This window comes from Polaribacter sp. OB-PA-B3 (assembly GCF_054589375.1).
This window is the reverse complement of sequence record NZ_BAAIIX010000001.1, coordinates 453,357-473,489: the sequence shown is the minus strand read 5'-3', so window position 1 is coordinate 473,489 and position 20,133 is coordinate 453,357. Positions and strand designations below refer to the sequence as shown.

Sequence of the window (20,133 nt, the reverse complement as noted above, 5' to 3'; positions counted from 1 at the left end):
TTAAAAATTACGAATTCCTGGAACTATTTTTATGTTGTAATTGGTGTTATTTTTTGGCCATTTTAAAACAATGAGTTTTTGCGTTTTTTCATCCCAAATAAAATCTGAAGGATTGGAATCTTCTGTTGTTTTGTAAACCTCTAATCCAACATTTTTTAGCGGATTATAATACATTACAAAATCGTTATTAATTATGATAGAAAATCCATCTGGATAATGTCTGTTTTGACTAATAAATATTTTTGAAGCTCCTTTTTTGTTATCAGAAATAATGTTCAAATTCAATTCTCTTTTGGCAAAATTGAACAGAAACGATTGAATATCTCCAGCAATTTCTTGCGGAAATGGTCTAGAAATTACATCTGTAATATATTTACGTTCTACTGTTCCTGCATCTGTTTTATCACTAAAAATAGACCAAGTTGATGGGCCGCCTGCTAAAAAATTTTGCATAGTTCTGTTTCCTAAAAACCACGCTTTTATAGAACCTACACCCATTTTATCAAAAACTTCTGCCGTTTTTATGTATAATTTTCTATATTCTAACTGCCCTAATTTTCCTACCAAAGTAGTATCTGTAACTGCAAATGTTGGAAAACCCCACTCACCTATTAAAATTGGTGCTTTTAACATATCTGATTCTTTATCAAAACGATCCATATTTTTTTTAATAAATTCGATTTTACTTTGATAAATATGTGGGGCAAAAATGACGTTTTTTCTATTTATTGGTGATGTAATTTCTGCATATTGATTGTTGTCTATTTTTTCGCCTTTATTCATAAAAATAGATTGGATAAGAATTAATTTATCTGCATTTATTTTTTGACTTTCATCAATAATTCTTTGGTATAAAGGAATCAAGTATTTATCTGTTAAATCTTTGTAAGAAATGTTCATTTTTAATTTTCTAGGTTCATTCACAATATCATAACCTAAAACATACGATTGATCTGCATACCTTTTCCAAATTACTTTCCAAGCATCTATATAAGTTTTGTGCATTTTATCATTCTTATTCTCCCAAATATCTTCCCATTTTAATTTTTCTACGCCATAAACTGTCATTTTAAAAACCGTTTTTATACCATGATTTTTACCTAAATTGACTAATGTATCTAATTTCTTTAAGTAGTTTGGTTCTAATTTACCTCCAGGAAAACTGCTTAATTTTCCTAATTCTAAGCGAACCACTTGCGTATTTGCCCCCATTCTTACGGCTCTTGCATAATCATCGCTATTAAAGAAAACTTCTCCCTTATGATCATTTGTATTTATTACAAAACCTCTTGGGATAATATGTTTTCCTTGTTTATCTCTTATGCCATGTTTAATTTGAGAAAAACTCGTTGTACTAAAAATAAATAAGATTATTACAAAAAGACTTGTTTTCATTTGAAATACTATTTTTTTTAAAAATAAAGCATCTAGATAATTATTGCATCCTGTACACTACCGACTTTTAGAATAATTAATAACTATATGTAAAAATTGTTTCAATCAGTTAAAATCATCATGACAGTGCAGGATAAAAGTTGTCTTAAAAAAAATTAAAATTGCTTTTACATAAAAAAAAAAAATGAATTACCATTTAGGATTAGACATCGGAAGTTCTTCGATAAAAGCAGCTTTAGTAGAAATTAACTCAGGTAAAAGTATTGGGGTAGTTCATGAACCTAAGCAAGAAATGAGCATTTTTGCTCAAAAAAATGGTTGGGCAGAACAAGAACCAAAAGATTGGTGGTTGCATATTTGCAACGCAATACAATCATTAAAAAAACAATACAACATCAATAAAACTCAAATAAAAGGTATAGGTATTTCTTACCAAATGCATGGTTTGGTTTTGGTAGATAAACAAGGAGAACCTTTACGTAAAAGTATTATTTGGTGTGATAGTAGAGCTGTAGAAACTGGTGAAAATGCTTTCAAACAAATTGGAGAAGAAAAATGTGCTACGCAATTATTAAACTCTCCCGCAAATTTTACAGCTTCTAAACTTAAATGGGTAAAAGAAAATGAACCTGATATATACAATCAGATTTATAAATTTATGTTACCAGGAGATTATGTGGCTTATAAATTTTCTAACGAAATAAACACAACGATCTCTGGATTATCAGAAGGTATTTTTTGGGATTTTAAAAACGATAAAATTGCCGATTTTCTTCTAGAGCATTATAATTTAGATGCTTCTTTAGTACCAGATATTGTAGAAACTTTTGGCATACAATCTGTGGTTGATCAAAAAGGAGCGGAAGAAAGTGGTTTAGCTAAAGGAACTCCTATTTTATACAGAGCAGGAGATCAACCTAACAATGCTTTATCTTTAAACGTGTTTCACCCCGGAGAAGTAGCAGCTACGGGTGGCACTTCTGGTGTTTTTTATGCTGTTACAGATAGTTTGTCTGCCAAAGAAAGTAATCGAGTAAATAATTTTGCGCATGTTAATTATAAAAAAGGAACTATAGCCAGAATAGGAAAATTACTTTGTATAAACGGAGCAGGAATTCAATACAGATGGTTGTTAAATAATTTAGATGTTTCTTCTTATGAAGACATGAACAAGTTGGCCTCAGAAATTGCTATTGGCTCAGATGGAGTTTGCGTAATTCCTTTTGGTAACGGAGCAGAACGTATGTTAAACAACAAAGAAATTGGCACTCGCGTACTAAATTTAAATCTTAATAATCATCATAAAGGACATTTATCTAGGGCTGCCTTAGAAGGAATTGCGTTTTCATTTGTATATGGCATGGAAATTTTAACTTCAGACGGTATCAAACCAAAAGTAATTAGGGCAGGAAATGATAACCTTTTTCGTTCAGAAATTTTTGCAAATACGGTTGCTACGTTAATTGATCAAGAAATAGAAATTTATAACACAACAGGTGCTATTGGTGCTGCAAGAGCAGCCAATTTACATACTGGTGATTTTGCTTCTTTTAGCAAAACTATTCTAAATAATGATTATGTAATGACATTTACACCCAATAAAGAAAAACAAGCTTTTAAAGAGGCTTATAAAAACTGGAAAAAAGAACTAGAATTAATTTTAAATAAATAACATTTGGACGTTCCTAAAAGGTCGGGCTTTACGCTTCAACCTTTTTATTCGTTCCTAATAAAGGATTTCCACTACAATACTTAAGGCAAAAGTAGTACAGATAACAACAACAAAATTAAAAAATTTATCAAAATGGCAAATAAAGAATATTTTAAAGGAATTGATAAAATTCAATTCGAAGGTAAAGAATCAGACAATCCATTAGCATTTAAATACTACAACCCAGAGCAAGTGGTTGCTGGTAAAAAAATGAAAGATTGGTTTAAATTTTCAATTGCCTATTGGCATACTTTCTGTGGTCAAGGTTCAGATCCATTTGGTCCAGGAACACAAAATTTTGCTTGGGATCAATCTTCAGACCCAATACAAGCAGCAAAAGACAAAGCAGATGCCGCTTTTGAATTCATCAATAAAATGGGCTTTGATTATTTCTGTTTTCATGATTATGATTTAGTACAAGAAGGTGCAACGTTTGCCGAATCTGAAGCTAGATTAAGTACAATAACAGATTACATCAAAGAAAAGCAAGCAGCAAGTGGTGTAAAATTATTATGGGGAACAGCAAATTGTTTCTCAAATCCAAGATACATGAATGGTGCTTCTACAAATCCTGATTTTAATGTTGTTGCAAGAGCTGGTGGGCAAGTAAAATTGGCTTTAGATGCAACTATTAAATTAGGTGGTGAGAACTACGTTTTTTGGGGAGGAAGAGAAGGATACATGTCTTTATTAAACACAAATATGGGTCGTGAATTAGATCACATGGCGCAGTTTTTAACAATGGCTAAAGATTATGCAAGAGCACAAGGTTTTAAAGGTACTTTCTTTATAGAACCAAAACCTATGGAACCAATGAAGCATCAATACGATTTTGATTCTGCTACAGCTATTGGTTTCTTAAAAGAATATGGCTTAGACAAAGATTTTAAAATGAATATAGAGGTTAATCATGCAACTTTAGCCCAACATACAATGCAACATGAGATAGCAGTGGCTGCTAAAGCAGGTATGTTAGGTAGTATAGATGCCAATAGAGGAGATTACCAAAATGGTTGGGATACAGATCAATTTCCAAACAACATACAAGAAACTACAGAAGCTATGTTAGTCTTTTTAGAAGCCGGTGGTTTACAAGGTGGTGGTGTTAATTTTGATGCAAAAATCAGAAGAAACTCTACAGACTTAGAAGATGTTTTCTTAGCACATATTGGTGGAGCAGACACGTTTGCTAGAGCCTTAATTACTGCAGATAAAATTATAACTTCCTCACCTTATAATGCACTAAGAGAAAAAAGATACAGTTCTTTTGACTCTGGCAATGGGGCTGCTTTTGAAGCTGGGCAATTAGAATTAAAAGACTTGTATAAAATTGCCCAAGAAAATGGAGAACTTCCATTAACTAGTGGTAAACAAGAACTTTTTGAGAACATTATTAATCAATATATCTAAAATTTAAACTATGAGTTCATCAAATAATTCTAAATACTTATTAAAATTAACTTTAGTCGCAACCTTAGGAGGTCTTTTATTTGGATACGACACTGGTGTAATTTCTGGAACCGTGGGTTCTTTAGAAACCTTTTTTGTAACTCCTAAAGGATTGTCTGAAGCTGCTGCAAATGCTTTTAAAGGTTTTTTAGTAGCTAGTGCATTAATAGGTTGTATAATTGGCGGACTATTTGGTGGACTTATTAGCAAGAAATTAGGCCGTAAAAAAGGGTTAATTCTTGCTGCAGTTCTTTTCTTAATTTCTGCTTTGGGATCTGCAATGCCAGAAATGTTAATAGCACCTATTGGTGAGTTAGACCATACATTTTCTACCATATTTATTATTTACAGAATTATTGGTGGTATTGGTGTTGGTTTAGCATCTATGTTGTCTCCTTTATATATTGCAGAAATTGCACCTGCAAATAGTAGAGGAAAATTGGTGTCTTTTAATCAACTTGCAATTGTTGGTGGCTTTATGGTAGTTTATTTTGTAAACTACTTTATTTCTAGAGGTGGTGGTTCTGATGCTTGGTTAAATGAAGTTGGCTGGAGGTGGATGTTTGCATCAGAAGTGATTCCTGCTGGTTTATTCTTAGGGTTATTATTCTTTGTACCAGACACACCTCGTTCTTTAATGTTAAAAAACAAACCAGAAGAAGCTTTAGATGTTTTAATTAAAGTTAATGGAGAGCAAGAGGGTAAAAGAGTACTATCTGAGATAGAAAACTCTGTCGCAGAAACTTCTGGAAAACTATTATCCTATGGTTGGGCTGTAATAATAATAGGTGTTCTTCTTTCTGTTTTTCAACAATTTGTAGGAATTAATGTAGTGTTATATTATGCCCCCGAAATTTTTAAATCTATAGATCCAGATACAGATGGGGCCTTATTGCTTACGATTATTGTAGGAATTGTAAACTTTTTATTTACAATTATCGCTGTAAAAACTGTAGATAAAAAAGGTCGTAAACCACTAATGTTAATTGGTGCTTTAGGTATGGCAGTTGCTATGTTAACATTAGGATTTGTATTTTTCTCTGGAGCAACAGGTTATTTGGCGCTTGGGTGCATGATGTTATATGTTGCTAGTTTTGCCCTAAGTTGGGGGCCAGTTACTTGGGTACTTCTATCAGAAATATTTCCAAATAAAATTAGAGGAAAAGCTATGGCAATTGCTGTAGCAGCACAATGGGTTTCTAATTATTTAGTTTCACTTACATTTCCTATGATGAATGATAATACTGCACTTACAGAACAATTTAATCATGGTTTTGCATATTGGGTATATGGCGTTATGTCTTTAATAGCCATGTGGTTTGTTTGGAAATATATCCCAGAAACTAAAGGAAAAACGTTAGAAGAAATGGAAAGTATTTGGAAGAAATAAAACAACTATTGTGCATTTAAGCAATTCTATAAATGCACAACAGTTATTTTTAATTGCTCTTTATTTATTTTAAATCTGCAATGTTAACTTGAATAGATTTACTAGGCACATAACCAATTCTATGGGCTTTCACTAATAAATTTTCTTTAGATTCTATACTAAAAGGCTTAGAATACACACTCCAACTCTTCGCTTTTGGGTTTGTTTTATAACCTATTGATGCTCCTTCTGTATTACAACTAATTTTTACTTTATTATTTTCAAAATAAACAACTGGATCCTCAGTAATTGGTTTTGTTTTTTTACCATTCCATAGTTTAGTTACCAATTCTTTTTCCGGTAAGTTTGGAGTGTCTTTAATTTCTGATAACCATCTGTCCATTTCATTAGATAGCTCTATCAGTTTTTCTTTGTATTTTGGATTCTCTGCTAAATTGTTCAGCTCAAAAGGGTCATTTAAACAATCAAATAACTCTTCTTTGGGTTTAGATTCTCTAAACCATTGCATTTGAAATTCATTTAATTTACCTTCATTTTTTAAGATTAACAGGTTTTCCATTGTTGGTATTTTTTCTCTGTAGGAAATAGGAAGGTAATACGCTTGCTCTGGTCTATAATTTCTTATATATTTAAATTGTTTGTCTTTTACCGCTCTAATTACATCAGTAAAACCATCAAAACGATCTGCAGCAGCATGAATATAGTTTCGTTCTTTTTCTTTAAAATTTCCCAAAAATGCTTGTCCTTGCATGTATTCTTTTGGCTCTTGGTTTATTAAAGAAAGTAAAGTAGGTGCAAAATCTACAAAACTTAACAATTGTCCGTCTTTGATTCCTGCATTTTTTTTATCAGGAAAACGAATAATCATAGGTGTTTTTAAACCCGAATCGTAGATCAGTCTTTTTTCTCTTGGCATTGGTCCGCCATGATCTCCATAAAAGAATATAATCGTATTTTCTAATAATCCATCTTCTTCTAATTGTTTTAAAACAGCACCAACTTGTTTGTCCATTTCTGCAATATTGTTGTATAATTTCCATAAATCTCTTTGAGAAACTTCATTATCTTGTAAATAAGGTGGTATTTTAAATTTAGCATCTTTTGAAACATGGACAGGAGTTTCAGCCTCTGTCATTCTGTTTTTAGCATGCGACTTTCCAAAACCTTTCCATTTATAAGCTCTATCACCAGCATAATAATGTCTAGTTTCTATTTCTCTAAAACCATAAGGTTCAAACAAACCAGATTCGTGAGTTTCAGTAAAATTAAACACAGCAAAAAACGGTTGATCTTTACCTCTATTTCTCCAATGTGCGTAAGGACTACTCTCATCCCAAGCTGTAACTGGTGGTTTAAATTGGTAATCTGTTTTGTAATTATTAGAACAATAATAACCTTGTTTACGCAGTAATTCGCTTATCATTTTTACTTCTGCTGGCGGAACAGCACCGTATTTAGGAATGCCAATAACATCATTATAAGAAGTTGTTCGCATATGATTTGCGCCAATACTAGAAGGGTACATACCTGTTGCAATTGCTGCTCTACTAGGTGCACAAACACCAGAAGTTGAATATAAATTCGGATAAACTACACCCTCTTTAGCTAATTTACTTAAGTGCGGAGTAACTATTGTAGAGTCTCCAAAAGATGGTATATAATGCCCCATATCTTCTGTTACTAACCAAAGAATATTGGGTGGTTTATTTGCATTTTTTTCTTGTTTACAACTAGTAATAAAGAAAACTATAATTAGAATTAAAAAAATATCTTGTTTCATATTCTATAGGTTTATTGTATTATGTTCTTTTGCAAATTAGTTATTAAGTAATTCTTATGTATCTTGTAGTGTACCGATTGTTAAGTTATTATTTATAGAAACATCTTCTATGACAGGATACTACAGGGTATTTATATGATAAGATGATATTATTTTTAAACATCTAAATAAACAATACGATGAAAAAAAATGTTTTACTTGCATTTTCAATATTATTTTCTTTCTATCAAATTACAGCACAAACCATCAATCCTCCAAAAGGAAGAATTGCTATAGTTGCTGATGGAAACTCTCCTGATCCTGATGATTTAGGTGGAACCGCCATAACTATTGCTTTGTTAAAATCTGCTGGTTTAGAAGATAGATTGGTACATTATTCTCATAGCTGTGATTTGGTTAGGGATGATCGTATTTCTGAAAAAGCAGAAAAAGAACGTCATCATTTGATGCAAATAGCTTGTGATATGACAGCAAGACGTTGGACAGGTTTTGAACACTTAACCTTTTTTGATGCTATTTGGCAAAAACAAGAAACTATTAACGATTTAGCATGGGCAATAAATGCGTCTACAAAAAATGATCCTTTATGGATTATTGAAGCTGGCGAACCAGATATTATAGGACTTGCTTTGCAAAAAACACCTAAAGAAAAACACAAATTTGTAAAAGTAATTACGCATCATCCTGCAAATGATAATGCTGGTGATTTTTATACATGGCAACAAATTTTAGATTTTGGAATAGAAGAAGTAAGAATTCCTGATCAAAATATAAAATTAAAAGTACCTATTGCACAATGGAATTGGGCTAAAAACCATTCTGATTCGCGTATTCAATTAATTTGGACACTTGGTAAATTGGCAGAAGTAGATGATGTTGTTCGATTTCAAAAAGGAAAATGGGATTGCTCTGATGCTGGAATGATTTTATATTGGATTACTGGAGCCAACAAAAACAATGGTCTAAAACAAGGAACTGTTGATGATGTAAAAAAAATATTATTAGATTTTATTGCAAAAAATCCTGAACCTAAAAGAGGTCCTAAAAAGAAAAATTAATCTTTTGTAATTTTACTTTTCCACCAATTAGCATTGGGTTTAAAATCTTTAGAAAGTATTTCTAGTCGGTTTTCTTCTAAAGATTTTAATTTTTGGTTGATTATATTAAAATCTCTTTTTGCGTCCTTAATACTATCGTATTCTGTGTCTTTTTTAGGAAATTTAGCGTCGACTTCGTGCAACCAATTCATCAATTTATTATGAAGTTGTTTTGCCAATTTGGGATGTTTTGCAACTACGTTCAGTTCGTCTTTTTCAGTTGATGGCAACTTGAATAATTCCAAACGATTATCTTCCCAATAATGAATTAATTTCCAACCATTCTGTTGAATTATAGAAGATGGCTCTCCTCCTTGATTACCATAATGTGGATAATGCCAAAATAATGGTCTATCGGTATTGATTTCTTTTCCTTCTAAAATAGGTTTTAAGCTAATACCATCTATATGCTGTTTTGGTTTTAGAGCAATACCTGCTAAATCTAAAAACGTCGGATAAAAATCGGTATGAATTACTGGGAAATTTGTTTCTGTTACTTTACTTTTTAACCAAGGAACTTTTATGAAAAAAGGTTCTCTAATTCCACCTTCCCATTGGTAGCCTTTTCCGCCTCTTAAAGGTAAATTACTTGTAGAAAAATTATCTCCAGAAGCCACACCACCATTATCAGAAGTATAAACAACAATCGTATTTTTATCTAAACCATTATCTTTTAAAGTTTTTAGAACGATACCCACAGCATCGTCCATTGTTTCTACTAAACCTCCATAAATTGGATTGTCTTGCACTTGACGAATTGGTAAAACACGTTCCATTTTATAACCAAATTTAGCAATGCCTAAACTATCTGCTTTATCTCTGTATTTTTCCCATTTTGCTTCTGTAGTTTGAATAGGTGCATGAACTGCATAAAAAGACAAAAAAGCAAAAAAAGTTGCGTCTTTATTTTCTTCTATAAACTTAGAAGTTTCTTTTGCTAAACGTATCGTAAGATTTTCTCCTTTCTGTTTATTTTCTAGTTTTGGGTTATGCCAAGGACTAAAAAAACCACCTGCAGGACCTCCTCTATGAAAACCTCCTTTATTAATTTCAAAACCATGGTCTTCGGGATACGAACCTTCGTTACCTAAGTGCCATTTCCCTGCAAAAAAAGTTTTGTAACCATTACTTTTTAAAGTTTCTGCAATAGTAATATCGTCTTTTGGTAAATTCTGAACATAATTAGCAGGTATTAATTTATCATACCTTTTTCTAGTACGCCAGTTTGTGCCAGTTTTTGCGCCAATCCAATCTGTAACTCCATGACGTGCAGTAAATTTACCAGTCATAATACTAGCTCTTGATGGGCTACAAACTCTACTTGCTGCATAACCTTGTGTAAAAGTTACACTTTCACTTGCAAGTTGATCTAAATTTGGTGTCTCGTAAAATTGACTTCCTGTAACGCTTAAATCATGATATCCTAAATCATCAACAAGAATAAATAAAATATTAGGCTTTTTATGTGTTTGTTCTTCTTCTTTATTACAGCTAAAAAGAAGAGCTAAGCTTAATGTGAAAACGTAAAACTGAGCTTTTATCAACTTAAATTTTAATAATTTTCTTTGTAAAACTATTATTTTTATCATCGTTGGAAATAAAATAAACACCACTATTTAAATCAGTCATATCAATAATTTCAGAAGATTTTTTTGTTTCTATTTTTTTTATGATAGCTCCAAAAATATTAGAAATTTTAAGTTTTGAATTATTTGGAATATTTTTTATCTCTACTTTTCCTTTAGTTGGATTTGGGTAAATTTTTAGTTCTTTTTTTTTAACATCATTCGTAGATAATGATACATTATAACATGATGATTCTTGATTACTTAAATTAAACGCTGTTGTACTAGAAACACTATTTCTATGTAATACCATTTTATCAATAAACAAATATGAAGATCTGGCATCTATAGTAATTGTATACTCTTTAGCCTCATTAAACGTTACAAAAACTCGATGAGAATCTCCATCATTAGTATTAGTTACAAACCCGTAATCTAAACGATTACCAAATGCTTTAATAAAATTTTCTGTAGAACTTCCTTCTGCACAGTGCAAATCTGCATTAGAGTTACAAAATGGTTTTGGATATACTTTGGCACCGTTTTTTATTCCATAAAAATCTTCTCCATCTATCTTTAGCCAAGCGTCATTATGCTCTCCTTTGCTAGTTCCTTTACCAACTCTCATTCTCCAAGCAAATCTGTACGTACCAGGATTATTTATTTTTATTTTATATACAATTTGCGCACCAGAAAGTGTATTAAAAGACTCATTACCTGTCCAATGTAAATAGGTTACTTCTTCTCCTTCAAATGTTTCAGTTGCTATTTTCCATCTGTCGTCATTTAATACTCCAGATTCCATTTCTATTGTTAACAAACCATCTTTTTCTTCAAAGGGTAATGTGCCATCGCAAGTAGCTGTTTGTGCAAATAATTGAATTGAAGCGAACGATAAGGTAAAAAGTAAAAAAAATTTATTCATAATTCTTCTTTATAAACTCAAAAATAAGTTTTACATATTTTAAAAGCATCCTGTTGTATAATGCTTTATTTTGATGATTTTTGATATTTTATTTTATAGATTCCAGAACCTAAAAGTATATTTGTTGCATCTGCAATGATAACTTTATTTTTATCTTTAAAAACATCTAAAGATGTATCATTTATTTTTAAAGATTCAAACTCATTTTTATTTAAAATAATTTTAGCCTCAGTATTAAAAGGCACTACCAAATTCATTGTTAAAAAACCATCTTCAGAAGTCCAACTATTTTTTATTGTTCCAAAAGGAGTTGGCACAGATACATGCGTATTTAAAATTTGACTTGGAAATTTTGGATTTACGATAAACTGTTTAAATCCTGCTTTTTCTGTTGATGATTGAACACCTCCTAAAGACTCGTAAAAATACGCAGCAAAACCACTGTGCATTGGGTGGTTTAAAGAGTTAGTTGGCCCTTCCATTTCTTCCCAAATAAATTGACGTTCTGGCCATGTTGTAAAACCAGAATTCATGACATAAGTTTGACTTGGAAAATCTGGTGTTGTTAAAATTTGATACGCTAAATCTGCTTTCCCGTATTTAGATAACACGGTATAAATGTATCTGTTACCATGGATACCTGTAGAGTGATGGCCGCCTTTTACATTAACAATATTGTGCACTAAACCATTTACAACAGTTTCTATTTCTTCTTTTGGCACCATATTAAATTGTAAAGCCTGTACAGTTGCTGTCTGACTTTGATACCATTTGTGTTTTGTATTTGGAATATCAACTAAAAACTGTTGATTGAAGGCTTTTAACAACGCTTCTTTTTCTTGTTTCATTTTAGCTTCATAAGTAGTATCATTATTCATTTTTGCAAATTTCTCCATAATTCCTAAAACATCATAAAAGTAGGCATTTGCAGAAATGATAGGGTCACATTCCATTGCACTAGGATTTTTTCTTCTATCCCAAAGTGGTGGACACCAATCTCCCATTCCATCTTGCATAATTCCGTTTTCTGCTTTAAAATTCAAGTAAAAATTGGTCAATCCTTTCATTGGTTCGTAATAATCTTTTACGATTTCATCATCTCCATAAAACTTATAATTATACCATGGTAAATACATTGTGGCAACACCCCAATCTATCTTTGCATACGTAGAAGTTCTTTTACCTGGCGCAATCATTGTAGGCACTTGAAACTTTAATTCAGGATTGTTATGTCCTTTTGTTGGTCGCATTTGTGTTTTAATATCTTCCATGTATTTTTTATAAAAATCATACATGTCATAATTGTACAAAGCATATTCACAAAAAGCATGTGCATCTCCTAACCAACCACATTTTTCTCTGTGAGGACAATCCTCCGGAATTCCGTGCACATTATCAACAATTGTCCATTTACTAATACTGTGCATTTTATTTAATAACGCATCAGATGAAGTAAAGCTTCCTGTTTCTTGAATATCTGTAGCTACTAAAACTGCTTTAATCATATCTGCATTTGGCTTTCTAGAAATTCCTTTAATTTTAGCATATCTAAATCCGTGATAACTAAATTTTGGTTCCCAAGATTCTAAATCATTTCCTTTACAAATGTATTTATAAACTTGTGCCATTCCATTTGCACCACCACCAGTTGAACCTTGAAATATATCTTTTCCATTGGTTAATAAAGCCTCTGTTGTAATGATTTCAATTAACTGATTTTTCTTTTCTTTTACATTGATTTTTACCCAACCAGCAATGTTTTGTCCAAAATCTACAATCCAGTTTCCATCTGGTGCTTTAAAAACTTTTTGAGGTTCAAATTCTTTTAGTTTTTTAATTGCAGGAATTTGACTTGCACTTATTTTTTTAACTTTTGGTGATGCTACTTTTGTGTTTCCCCATTTATCATCATTAAAATCAACTGTATTCCAATTACCTAACTCGAAATTTGCGTCATAAGTATCACCTCCATAAATATTGTTAAATACAATTGGCCCAGTAGCTTCTTTCCAATTTTCATCGGTATAAAAATCTGTTGATGAACCATCCGTATAATTTACTTTAACCAACATCTTTACAGTTGGTGGTCCATAAGAAACCCCTTTTTTATTAGATTCTGGATCTCTACTCCAAGAAATATTTTGTCCGTAAAAACCATTTCCTAAAATAATTCCGAATGCATTTTTACCTTCTTCAACTTGTTTAGAGATATCGTATTTAACATAGTAAGCTTGTTTATCATAGTTAGATGGCGCAGGATCTAAAACATGATCTCCAACTTTTATTCCATTTAAGTACAACTCATAATAACCTAAACCACAAATGTATGCTTGAGCATTTTCTATTTTTTTATTGATGTCGATTACGTTTCTAAAATAACCTGCTGAAAAACCATTTACTTTTTTTGCAGGTTGATTTTTCATTCTACCTGTTTTGAAATTTCTAAATTGATAATCAGAAGTTCTTGTATCTTTTTTTAATGTAATCCATTTAGAAGCTCCCCAGTTTTTATCTTCCATTAAGCCCATTTCAAATTCCTGAACAGCAGACCAATTTGATGCAAGTCCTTTTTCATCCCAAATCTTCACCTTCCAAAAATAGGTTTGCATCGCCTCTAAAGCATTCCCTTTATATTTTACAAAAGTTGATTTATTACTTTCTACTTTGTTAGAATTCCATAGATCAGCATCACCTTCAATTAACTTTTCTATTGATGATGCTACCAAAATTTGATATGCAGATTGAGATTTGTTATAACCATCAACAGATACAGTCCAAGAAAAATTGGGTTTCTTACTTTCTATAGTTATTGGATTTTCTTTTGTGTTAACTAATAATTTATCGAAAGAAATTGATGATTTGGAAAAATTTTCTTTACCACAAGAAATAAAAATTAGTGCAACTAAAGCCGTAAAAATTAAAATTTGTTTTTTGATCATTGTATAAAATATAAATAATTTTTAAATGTATTTTAATTGATTTTTTAAATCGTCCTGTTCTATAAGGTAATTCTTTTATTAAAGAGAATTTCTTATACCTACCAAAACTACATAAAGTAAAATCACAAAAATTCCAGATGTTATTGTAAGCTTGTTTTTTTTTAACTACGCCAAACCATTCTTTTCGATAAACACACCAAAGATTTGATGTTAGAATAATGGATGACATGTGTAAAATCCATAATTCTATTTTCATCATTATTGTTTTTTATAGATTGCTTTTATTTCCCAATCCCCAGAAGAAATTCTAAACTTCACATAATAACTATCCTCTTCTACAAATTGAATATGCTTTACTTTCTTTTTTATCTTTCTTTTACTCCAAAAAAGCTTATCATTGATAAGCACTTTTTCGATTATTTTATCTGCTTTAGGAATACCAATAATTGCTTCAGTTTCTTTTGGCGATTTTAATTTTAGTTGATATTCAGCATCACTTTTAGTAATCTCTATGTCAATATTTCCTTTTACAGAAGGAACTGTTTTTTTTATGTTTTTAAAATGCACTAATTCTGGCATAATTTCAAATTCGCTCCACCCTTTTTTGGTAGGTCTTACACCTGCAATATATTTAGATAAAATGGTATTTGGTGCATTCCAAGCGTGATTGTAACTACCTCCTTTAGGAAACATTTCAAACAGGGTTGACATTGATTTTTTATCTACCTGACTTTGATATTGTGCTTTCATTCTCTCTAAAGAAGCTTTATAATTGCCAGCAATACACATTGCTTCTTCTACAATCCACTCAAAATGAGGACTAGAAAATCGATTTGGAATTAATACATTTTCTACAATTTGATTATGATATTCAGCTTTTGAAATACCTGAAACAATAGCTATTGCATTGGCTCTATCATCTTTAAATTTTTCTGCATTAGAGCTATAAAAACCATCTTTCCAATACAATTTGTTAAAAGCAGGTTTCATTTTTTTCATTCTATCATCATACCAGTTTATGTGTTTTGTGTTTCCTAAAACTTCTGCCATTTTTTTAGCTTCTGACAATGCCAAATAATAAAATGCCATTTGAATCGCTTGTTTATCAGCAGTATTTTTAACACCCCAATCTACCCAATCCCAAGAGTCTGGACTTTTTCGTTTACGATATTCTGGCAGTCCGTTTTCTTTCATTGGAAATAATGCTAAATAATCATAAACGTAAGGATAGGCTTTTTCAAGAGTTTCTTTATCTCCTGTATTCAAATAATAAGGCCAAATACCTTGTGCTATAAATTTTAAAGTTTGTGCAACCAACTCACGCACTCTTAAGGGGCCTAGAGCTCCCATTACTCCATCTTCACTAAAAGCGGTGGTTTGTAAAATAGCTTTTTTTAATAATTGACGACCTGCATTGTCCATAGCATAAAACAAATATCCAACTTGGTCTGCTACATCACCAATCCATAATGCACGCTCTCTATCTGGACAATCCATAAAATTATCACGAGCGCAAACAAATAAAGTATTGTTTCCCATCCACCATAAACGATTGTAAAATGGGTCATCAACTTTAAATTTACCTGCCATTTCTCCAACACTCATCCACCTATATTTTAAGGCATTTACTTTTACACCTTTGGGAATGTCATATTTAATTTCGTGACCATTCATCCAAGAAAAACTTTCAAAAGATTGTTTACCTTCTTTTGTTATATATGTTGCATTAATTCTATTTAGTCTATTGTCTGTTGTAATAAAAATAGTATCTCCAGCTTTAGCCTCAATCTCTAAATAGGGTGTAATTTGTTTGTTGAAAGGCAATTTTGCTTTTATCGTTTTTCCATTACTTATAAATGGAAATTTTAAATCATTATCGTTTTCATAGTTTTGCAAACCATGATTTACCAATTGAGGAACAATATTTTTTTCTACTTTATACCAAGGTGCAACACCTAATTTTCCTTTTTCAACTGCAAAATTCCAGCTAGAATCGTTAAAATTTTCTGAATACCAAGCGTTTTTTGACCAATCCTGCATCGCTTTTTGTGCATCATAAAGCACACTATATTGTACAATGGCTTTACTTGCCGGTGCGATTGTATTATTATATGCAGGATGTGAAATTGCTTTCCAAGTTTTATCTGAAACAATGTGTTTATTTCCTATTTCTGATGATAATAATAATCCACCTTTTCCACTATCAACGTGTGTGCCTTTGTGTGTTTCACGTCCCCAAAACCAAACTAATATTGCTATTGTATTTTCTCCTTTTTTCAAATAAGGTTGAATATTTACAGTAGTAAACCATGAATTTGCAGGTGTGATTTTTTGTTTTCTTTTCCAATCTCCTGCCTGACTTGGTCCACGTGATAAACCTCCTTCAAACAAAACCATTTTTCCATTAATCCACAACCAAAATTTACTATCTACTGCTATGTTTGCTTCAACAATCTCTGGAATCTGATTAATATTTACCGTTTTTCTAAAACTCATCCAAGTATTTGAAGGGCCATCTTCTTGTTGCCAAATCCATTTGGCATTATCCCAATTTGGATTTTGTGCAAAACAAATTGATGCTATTAAAGTAAATACTAGAAAGAAATTACTATTCTTTTTTGTCATTAGTTTTAACTTTTTATAATATTTAGTTTTTATTAAAAATTTTTATTTCTTTTATGGAAGGAAGATCTTTTGCGTCAATAATAAATAATCTGCATTTTATTGTTGAAACAGATTTAAAAGTGTGGCTTTTGTTTGAACCACAATCTGTGCCTTTTGCTACATCTATCCACTCATTATTATCCCAATATTGGATTTTGTAAGACGTAATTACATCTCCAAACTCATCAACAATAATTTGATTAAAAGTTTGAGGTTTTACCCATTCTATTTCTACATATTGATTTTTTGTTTCAATAGCTAGCCAACGAGTTTCTTCATCTTCATCATTTACTCGAAACGCTTCAAAGACTGGTAATTTTTCAGTTTGAATGAACATAGATGATGCATTTACTCTTCCTAATTTTGCTAAATTTTTAATATTATTTAATGGTTTTGGCAATTGAATTACTGGCAGTTCATCAACCTTAAAATTATAAACACCTGATGCTACATTTAAGATGATATAATTGCCAACAGCTGCATTTTTTTCTGATCCTATATATTGAATTCCTTTTGTGTTTTTTATAGCGATTCCATGTTCTGTAATATCCTCTTTTTGTGTTGCAGGTAGGTATATTTTTGCAGTTGTATTTATTGGAATTTCTATATAAAAAGTAGCTCCCTTATCCTCTTTTTTCCAATTAACAACTACATCTCCATACATAGAAGTATAACTTGTATTGGCAAAAGTTAAATTGCCAACAAGAGCTGGTTTTATAAGCATATTTTGCATTCCCAACTTTTCTGGATTTGGACGAATACCTCCAAAACCTTTTATAAAATAGCCACCAATTCCGGTATAACAGGTATGAATTTGACTGTTTCCAGTAGCAGACCAACGTTCTGGCCATACTGTTTTTCCTTGTTCTAAAAAGTAACCATAACTTGGGTGATGTTTGTCTTGTAGTAATTCATAAATCAAATCCATACGCTCTCCAACTTCTGTAAAATAACGTGTGTATAATGCCTGACCAGAACTACCTGTATCATAATACGGAAATTTATACAACACATTATCAACCAAAATATCTTCTACTTTTTGTTTTTCAGATACTGGCATAATTCCTGCGATTAGAGCAAATGCTTGATCTACTTGTTGCCCATTTACATATTTACTAGTTTCTTGATTGTAAAATAATTTATGAGTGGCCGCTCTTTGTACTTCTAATCGATTTTCAAATAGCTTCACATCTTCATTTTTACCTAAAGTTTTCGATATTTTTACAGCATTGTCTAACATAAAAGCATACAAACAATTGTTAAAATGCAAAGCTTCTGGAGAATTACTGCTTGTCCAAAAATTACCACGAGGCGTGCACCAATCTCCTAAACCTGGAAATTCTCTTAAACCTTGCTTACCAGCTTTTAATGCGCCACCTGTTTCAAAATTTGAATTCTCATATAACCAAGTCATCCATTTTTGCATCGATTTGTAATTGTCTTCCAATACTTTTTTATCGCCCAACATTCTATAGGTTTCCCAAACTGTTAATGGATTATTGGCTTTCCACATTAAAAATGGACGATCTTCTTCATTAATTACCGCTCTTATTCTTCCATCAGGAAATTGGGCATCTCTTGTATATTGTAAGTATTGATCCATGTACGCACCACTTTCAAAATTTGGCAAAGCATCACCATACATAGCAGCTACAGTAACTTCTCCCCATCCACGTCTTTCTCTATGTGGACAATCTACCAAAATACCATCTAAAGTATTGGCTAAATAAGTGTTTAGATTTGTTTGATAAATTTTATTTAATTGATTATTAGAGGAAGTAAAACTGCTTATTTGTTTACGATTATTTGTTACAACATACCCTTTAATGTCTTCTAATTTTGGTTTGTATTTTAGTCCATAAATGGTAATCCATCTTCCTGCTCCAACATTAAAACGGTTTTTAAATTTTCCTTTACCAGACTTTCCATAGATATATTTACTCTTTTGTTTCCAGTTAGATTCTACTTCCAATCTATCACTTATTTCAAACAAAATAGAGTCGCCAGCTACACCTTTGTACAAATCCATTTCAAAAAAACCTGTGTAATTTTCTCCCATATCTACACGAAAAGTTCCATTATCATTTTTATCAATAGCAATAGGATTTATCTTTTTAAACTTCACTTGAGGTTCAACCATTTGTGCACTTAATTTTGCTTTTATTGGCTGATATAATGCTCTAACTTCTCTATCTTTTATGCTATTCAATGCAAAACTGATGTTGTTCCCTTCTGGAATTTCTGCATTTAGAATGTTAGGATTGTAAATACTGGCATTCATCCAACTGCTATCATCATAATCTGTAGTATTCCAGTTGTCTTCTCGTTTTCTATCGTCTATAGTTTCTCCTCCAAAACGTAAAATATCCCAATCTCCATAATACTCACTATGGCTTTTTTTGGTTTTCCAAGTTGTATCTGTTTTTAAAGAGACATTTTTTCCGCCAACTATAATTTCAGCTTGTGCTTTAAATACAAAAGGGATGTTTCTATATTCTCTAATTCTTCGCCAACGAGACCAGCCTGCTGCGTGCCAAATAGCAATTACATTATCTCCTTTTTTTAATTTATCAGCTACATTATAAGTTAAATACGGAATTCTTTTTTTCATGTAAGAGGATACTGGATTCATTACATTTTGCGTAATTTTCTCTCCATTCACATACAATTCGTGATAGCCAAAAGAACCCACAAACACAAATGCAGAAGTTGGATTTTCATCAAGTTTAAAATTTTTTCTGTACCAATTATAATCGGTTTTTTTCTGATCTAATTTTAAAATCCAATCGCCTTTCCAATCTGATTGTTGTAATAATCCCATTGAGAAATTAGCAGTTTCACTCCATTTTGAAGCATTCCCATCTTTATCCCAAACTTTTACTTTCCAAAAATATTGCTTTGTAGATTGTAATGGTTTTCCTTGATAGGTATTGTTTACGGACTGATTTGTTTGTAACTTTTCAGAATTCCACATATCTCCATTATCATTATTTAAATTGTCTAAACTACTAGCCACTAAAATTTGAAACGCGGTTTGTTTTTGGCCTCTGACTTGGTTTTCTTCAATCAATTTCCAACTAAATCTTGGACTTGTATTGTCTATTCCTAAAGGATTAGTTTTATATTCTATTTTTAAATTATTTACTTTAGTTACTGTTTTTGGTGTACAACTTAAAAATTCCAAAAAAAACAAAAGAAATAATAGTTTTGTATTGATT

General features: G+C 31.3%; 11 protein-coding genes. 4 read left to right on the top strand and 7 right to left on the bottom strand.

The window, feature by feature from the left end:
- A complete protein-coding gene (locus ACYPV9_RS02030) occupies nt 1-1,395 on the bottom strand; it encodes a cellulase family glycosylhydrolase (RefSeq protein WP_459741425.1) in 1,395 nt (464 codons plus the stop codon).
- A gap of 184 nt (nt 1,396-1,579) precedes the next feature.
- Between ACYPV9_RS02030 and ACYPV9_RS02025 the strand changes: the two genes are divergently transcribed.
- The 3 genes from ACYPV9_RS02025 to xylE all read left to right on the top strand — a co-directional run bounded on the left by ACYPV9_RS02025 (nt 1,580) and on the right by xylE (nt 5,945).
- Nucleotides 1,580-3,067: a xylulokinase gene (locus ACYPV9_RS02025; protein WP_459741424.1), complete on the top strand. Its 1,488-nt coding sequence runs from the start codon at nt 1,580-1,582 to the stop codon at nt 3,065-3,067.
- Between the two features lie 132 nt (nt 3,068-3,199).
- Nucleotides 3,200-4,516 carry a xylose isomerase gene (xylA, locus tag ACYPV9_RS02020; RefSeq protein ID WP_299062760.1) on the top strand — a complete coding sequence of 439 codons (1,317 nt, stop codon included), beginning with the start codon at nt 3,200-3,202 and terminating at the stop codon, nt 4,514-4,516.
- Nucleotides 4,517-4,526: 10 nt separating this feature from the next.
- The gene (xylE, locus tag ACYPV9_RS02015) at nt 4,527-5,945 is read left to right on the top strand and encodes a D-xylose transporter XylE (protein ID WP_459741423.1); all 1,419 of its coding nucleotides are present in this window, start codon (nt 4,527-4,529) and stop codon (nt 5,943-5,945) included.
- A 64-nt stretch (nt 5,946-6,009) separates the two neighbouring features.
- Here the strand turns inward: xylE and ACYPV9_RS02010 are convergent, their stop codons facing one another.
- Nucleotides 6,010-7,725: a sulfatase family protein gene (locus tag ACYPV9_RS02010; protein ID WP_459741422.1), complete on the bottom strand. Its 1,716-nt coding sequence runs from the start codon at nt 7,723-7,725 to the stop codon at nt 6,010-6,012.
- 179 nt (nt 7,726-7,904) lie between these two features.
- Here ACYPV9_RS02010 and ACYPV9_RS02005 point away from each other — a divergent pair, with 179 nt between their 5' ends.
- Nucleotides 7,905-8,783 carry a hypothetical protein gene (locus tag ACYPV9_RS02005; protein ID WP_459741421.1) on the top strand — a complete coding sequence of 293 codons (879 nt, stop codon included), beginning with the start codon at nt 7,905-7,907 and terminating at the stop codon, nt 8,781-8,783.
- On the opposite strand, the gene ACYPV9_RS02000 is transcribed toward ACYPV9_RS02005, so the two are convergent.
- From ACYPV9_RS02000 to ACYPV9_RS01980, 5 genes are all read right to left on the bottom strand, one after another.
- Nucleotides 8,780-10,411, bottom strand: coding sequence for a sulfatase (locus ACYPV9_RS02000; RefSeq protein WP_459741420.1), 1,632 nt, complete (start codon nt 10,409-10,411; stop codon nt 8,780-8,782). The two genes, ACYPV9_RS02005 and ACYPV9_RS02000, sit on opposite strands and share 4 nt — an antisense overlap.
- Entirely contained in the window at nt 10,368-11,312 is a 945-nt protein-coding gene (locus tag ACYPV9_RS01995; RefSeq protein ID WP_459741419.1) for a T9SS type A sorting domain-containing protein, read from the bottom strand. The genes ACYPV9_RS02000 and ACYPV9_RS01995 overlap by 44 nt, the downstream gene beginning before the upstream one ends.
- Before the next feature lie 65 nt (nt 11,313-11,377).
- Nucleotides 11,378-14,251 (bottom strand): alpha-L-rhamnosidase, encoded by a 2,874-nt coding sequence (locus tag ACYPV9_RS01990; RefSeq protein WP_459741418.1) that lies wholly within the window; start codon nt 14,249-14,251, stop codon nt 11,378-11,380.
- Between the two features lie 258 nt (nt 14,252-14,509).
- Nucleotides 14,510-16,876, bottom strand: coding sequence for an alpha-L-rhamnosidase-related protein (locus ACYPV9_RS01985; RefSeq protein ID WP_459741417.1), 2,367 nt, complete (start codon nt 16,874-16,876; stop codon nt 14,510-14,512).
- 22 nt (nt 16,877-16,898) lie between these two features.
- Complete coding sequence (locus ACYPV9_RS01980) at nt 16,899-20,108, bottom strand: family 78 glycoside hydrolase catalytic domain (protein WP_299062786.1); 3,210 nt, start codon at nt 20,106-20,108, stop codon at nt 16,899-16,901.
- Nucleotides 20,109-20,133 lie beyond the last annotated feature (25 nt).

Excerpts from the sequence above, each read along its gene's own strand:
- ACYPV9_RS02030 (WP_459741425.1), bottom strand. The coding sequence starts at position 1,395 with ATGAAAACAAGTCTTTTTGTAATAATCTTATTTATTTTTAGTACAACG.
- ACYPV9_RS02025 (WP_459741424.1), top strand. The coding sequence starts at position 1,580 with ATGAATTACCATTTAGGATTAGACATCGGAAGTTCTTCGATAAAAGCA.
- xylA (WP_299062760.1), top strand. The coding sequence starts at position 3,200 with ATGGCAAATAAAGAATATTTTAAAGGAATTGATAAAATTCAATTCGAA.
- xylE (WP_459741423.1), top strand. The coding sequence starts at position 4,527 with ATGAGTTCATCAAATAATTCTAAATACTTATTAAAATTAACTTTAGTC.
- ACYPV9_RS02010 (WP_459741422.1), bottom strand. The coding sequence starts at position 7,725 with ATGAAACAAGATATTTTTTTAATTCTAATTATAGTTTTCTTTATTACT.
- ACYPV9_RS02005 (WP_459741421.1), top strand. The coding sequence starts at position 7,905 with ATGAAAAAAAATGTTTTACTTGCATTTTCAATATTATTTTCTTTCTAT.
- ACYPV9_RS02000 (WP_459741420.1), bottom strand. The coding sequence starts at position 10,411 with ATGATAAAAATAATAGTTTTACAAAGAAAATTATTAAAATTTAAGTTG.
- ACYPV9_RS01995 (WP_459741419.1), bottom strand. The coding sequence starts at position 11,312 with ATGAATAAATTTTTTTTACTTTTTACCTTATCGTTCGCTTCAATTCAA.
- ACYPV9_RS01990 (WP_459741418.1), bottom strand. The coding sequence starts at position 14,251 with ATGATCAAAAAACAAATTTTAATTTTTACGGCTTTAGTTGCACTAATT.
- ACYPV9_RS01985 (WP_459741417.1), bottom strand. The coding sequence starts at position 16,876 with ATGACAAAAAAGAATAGTAATTTCTTTCTAGTATTTACTTTAATAGCA.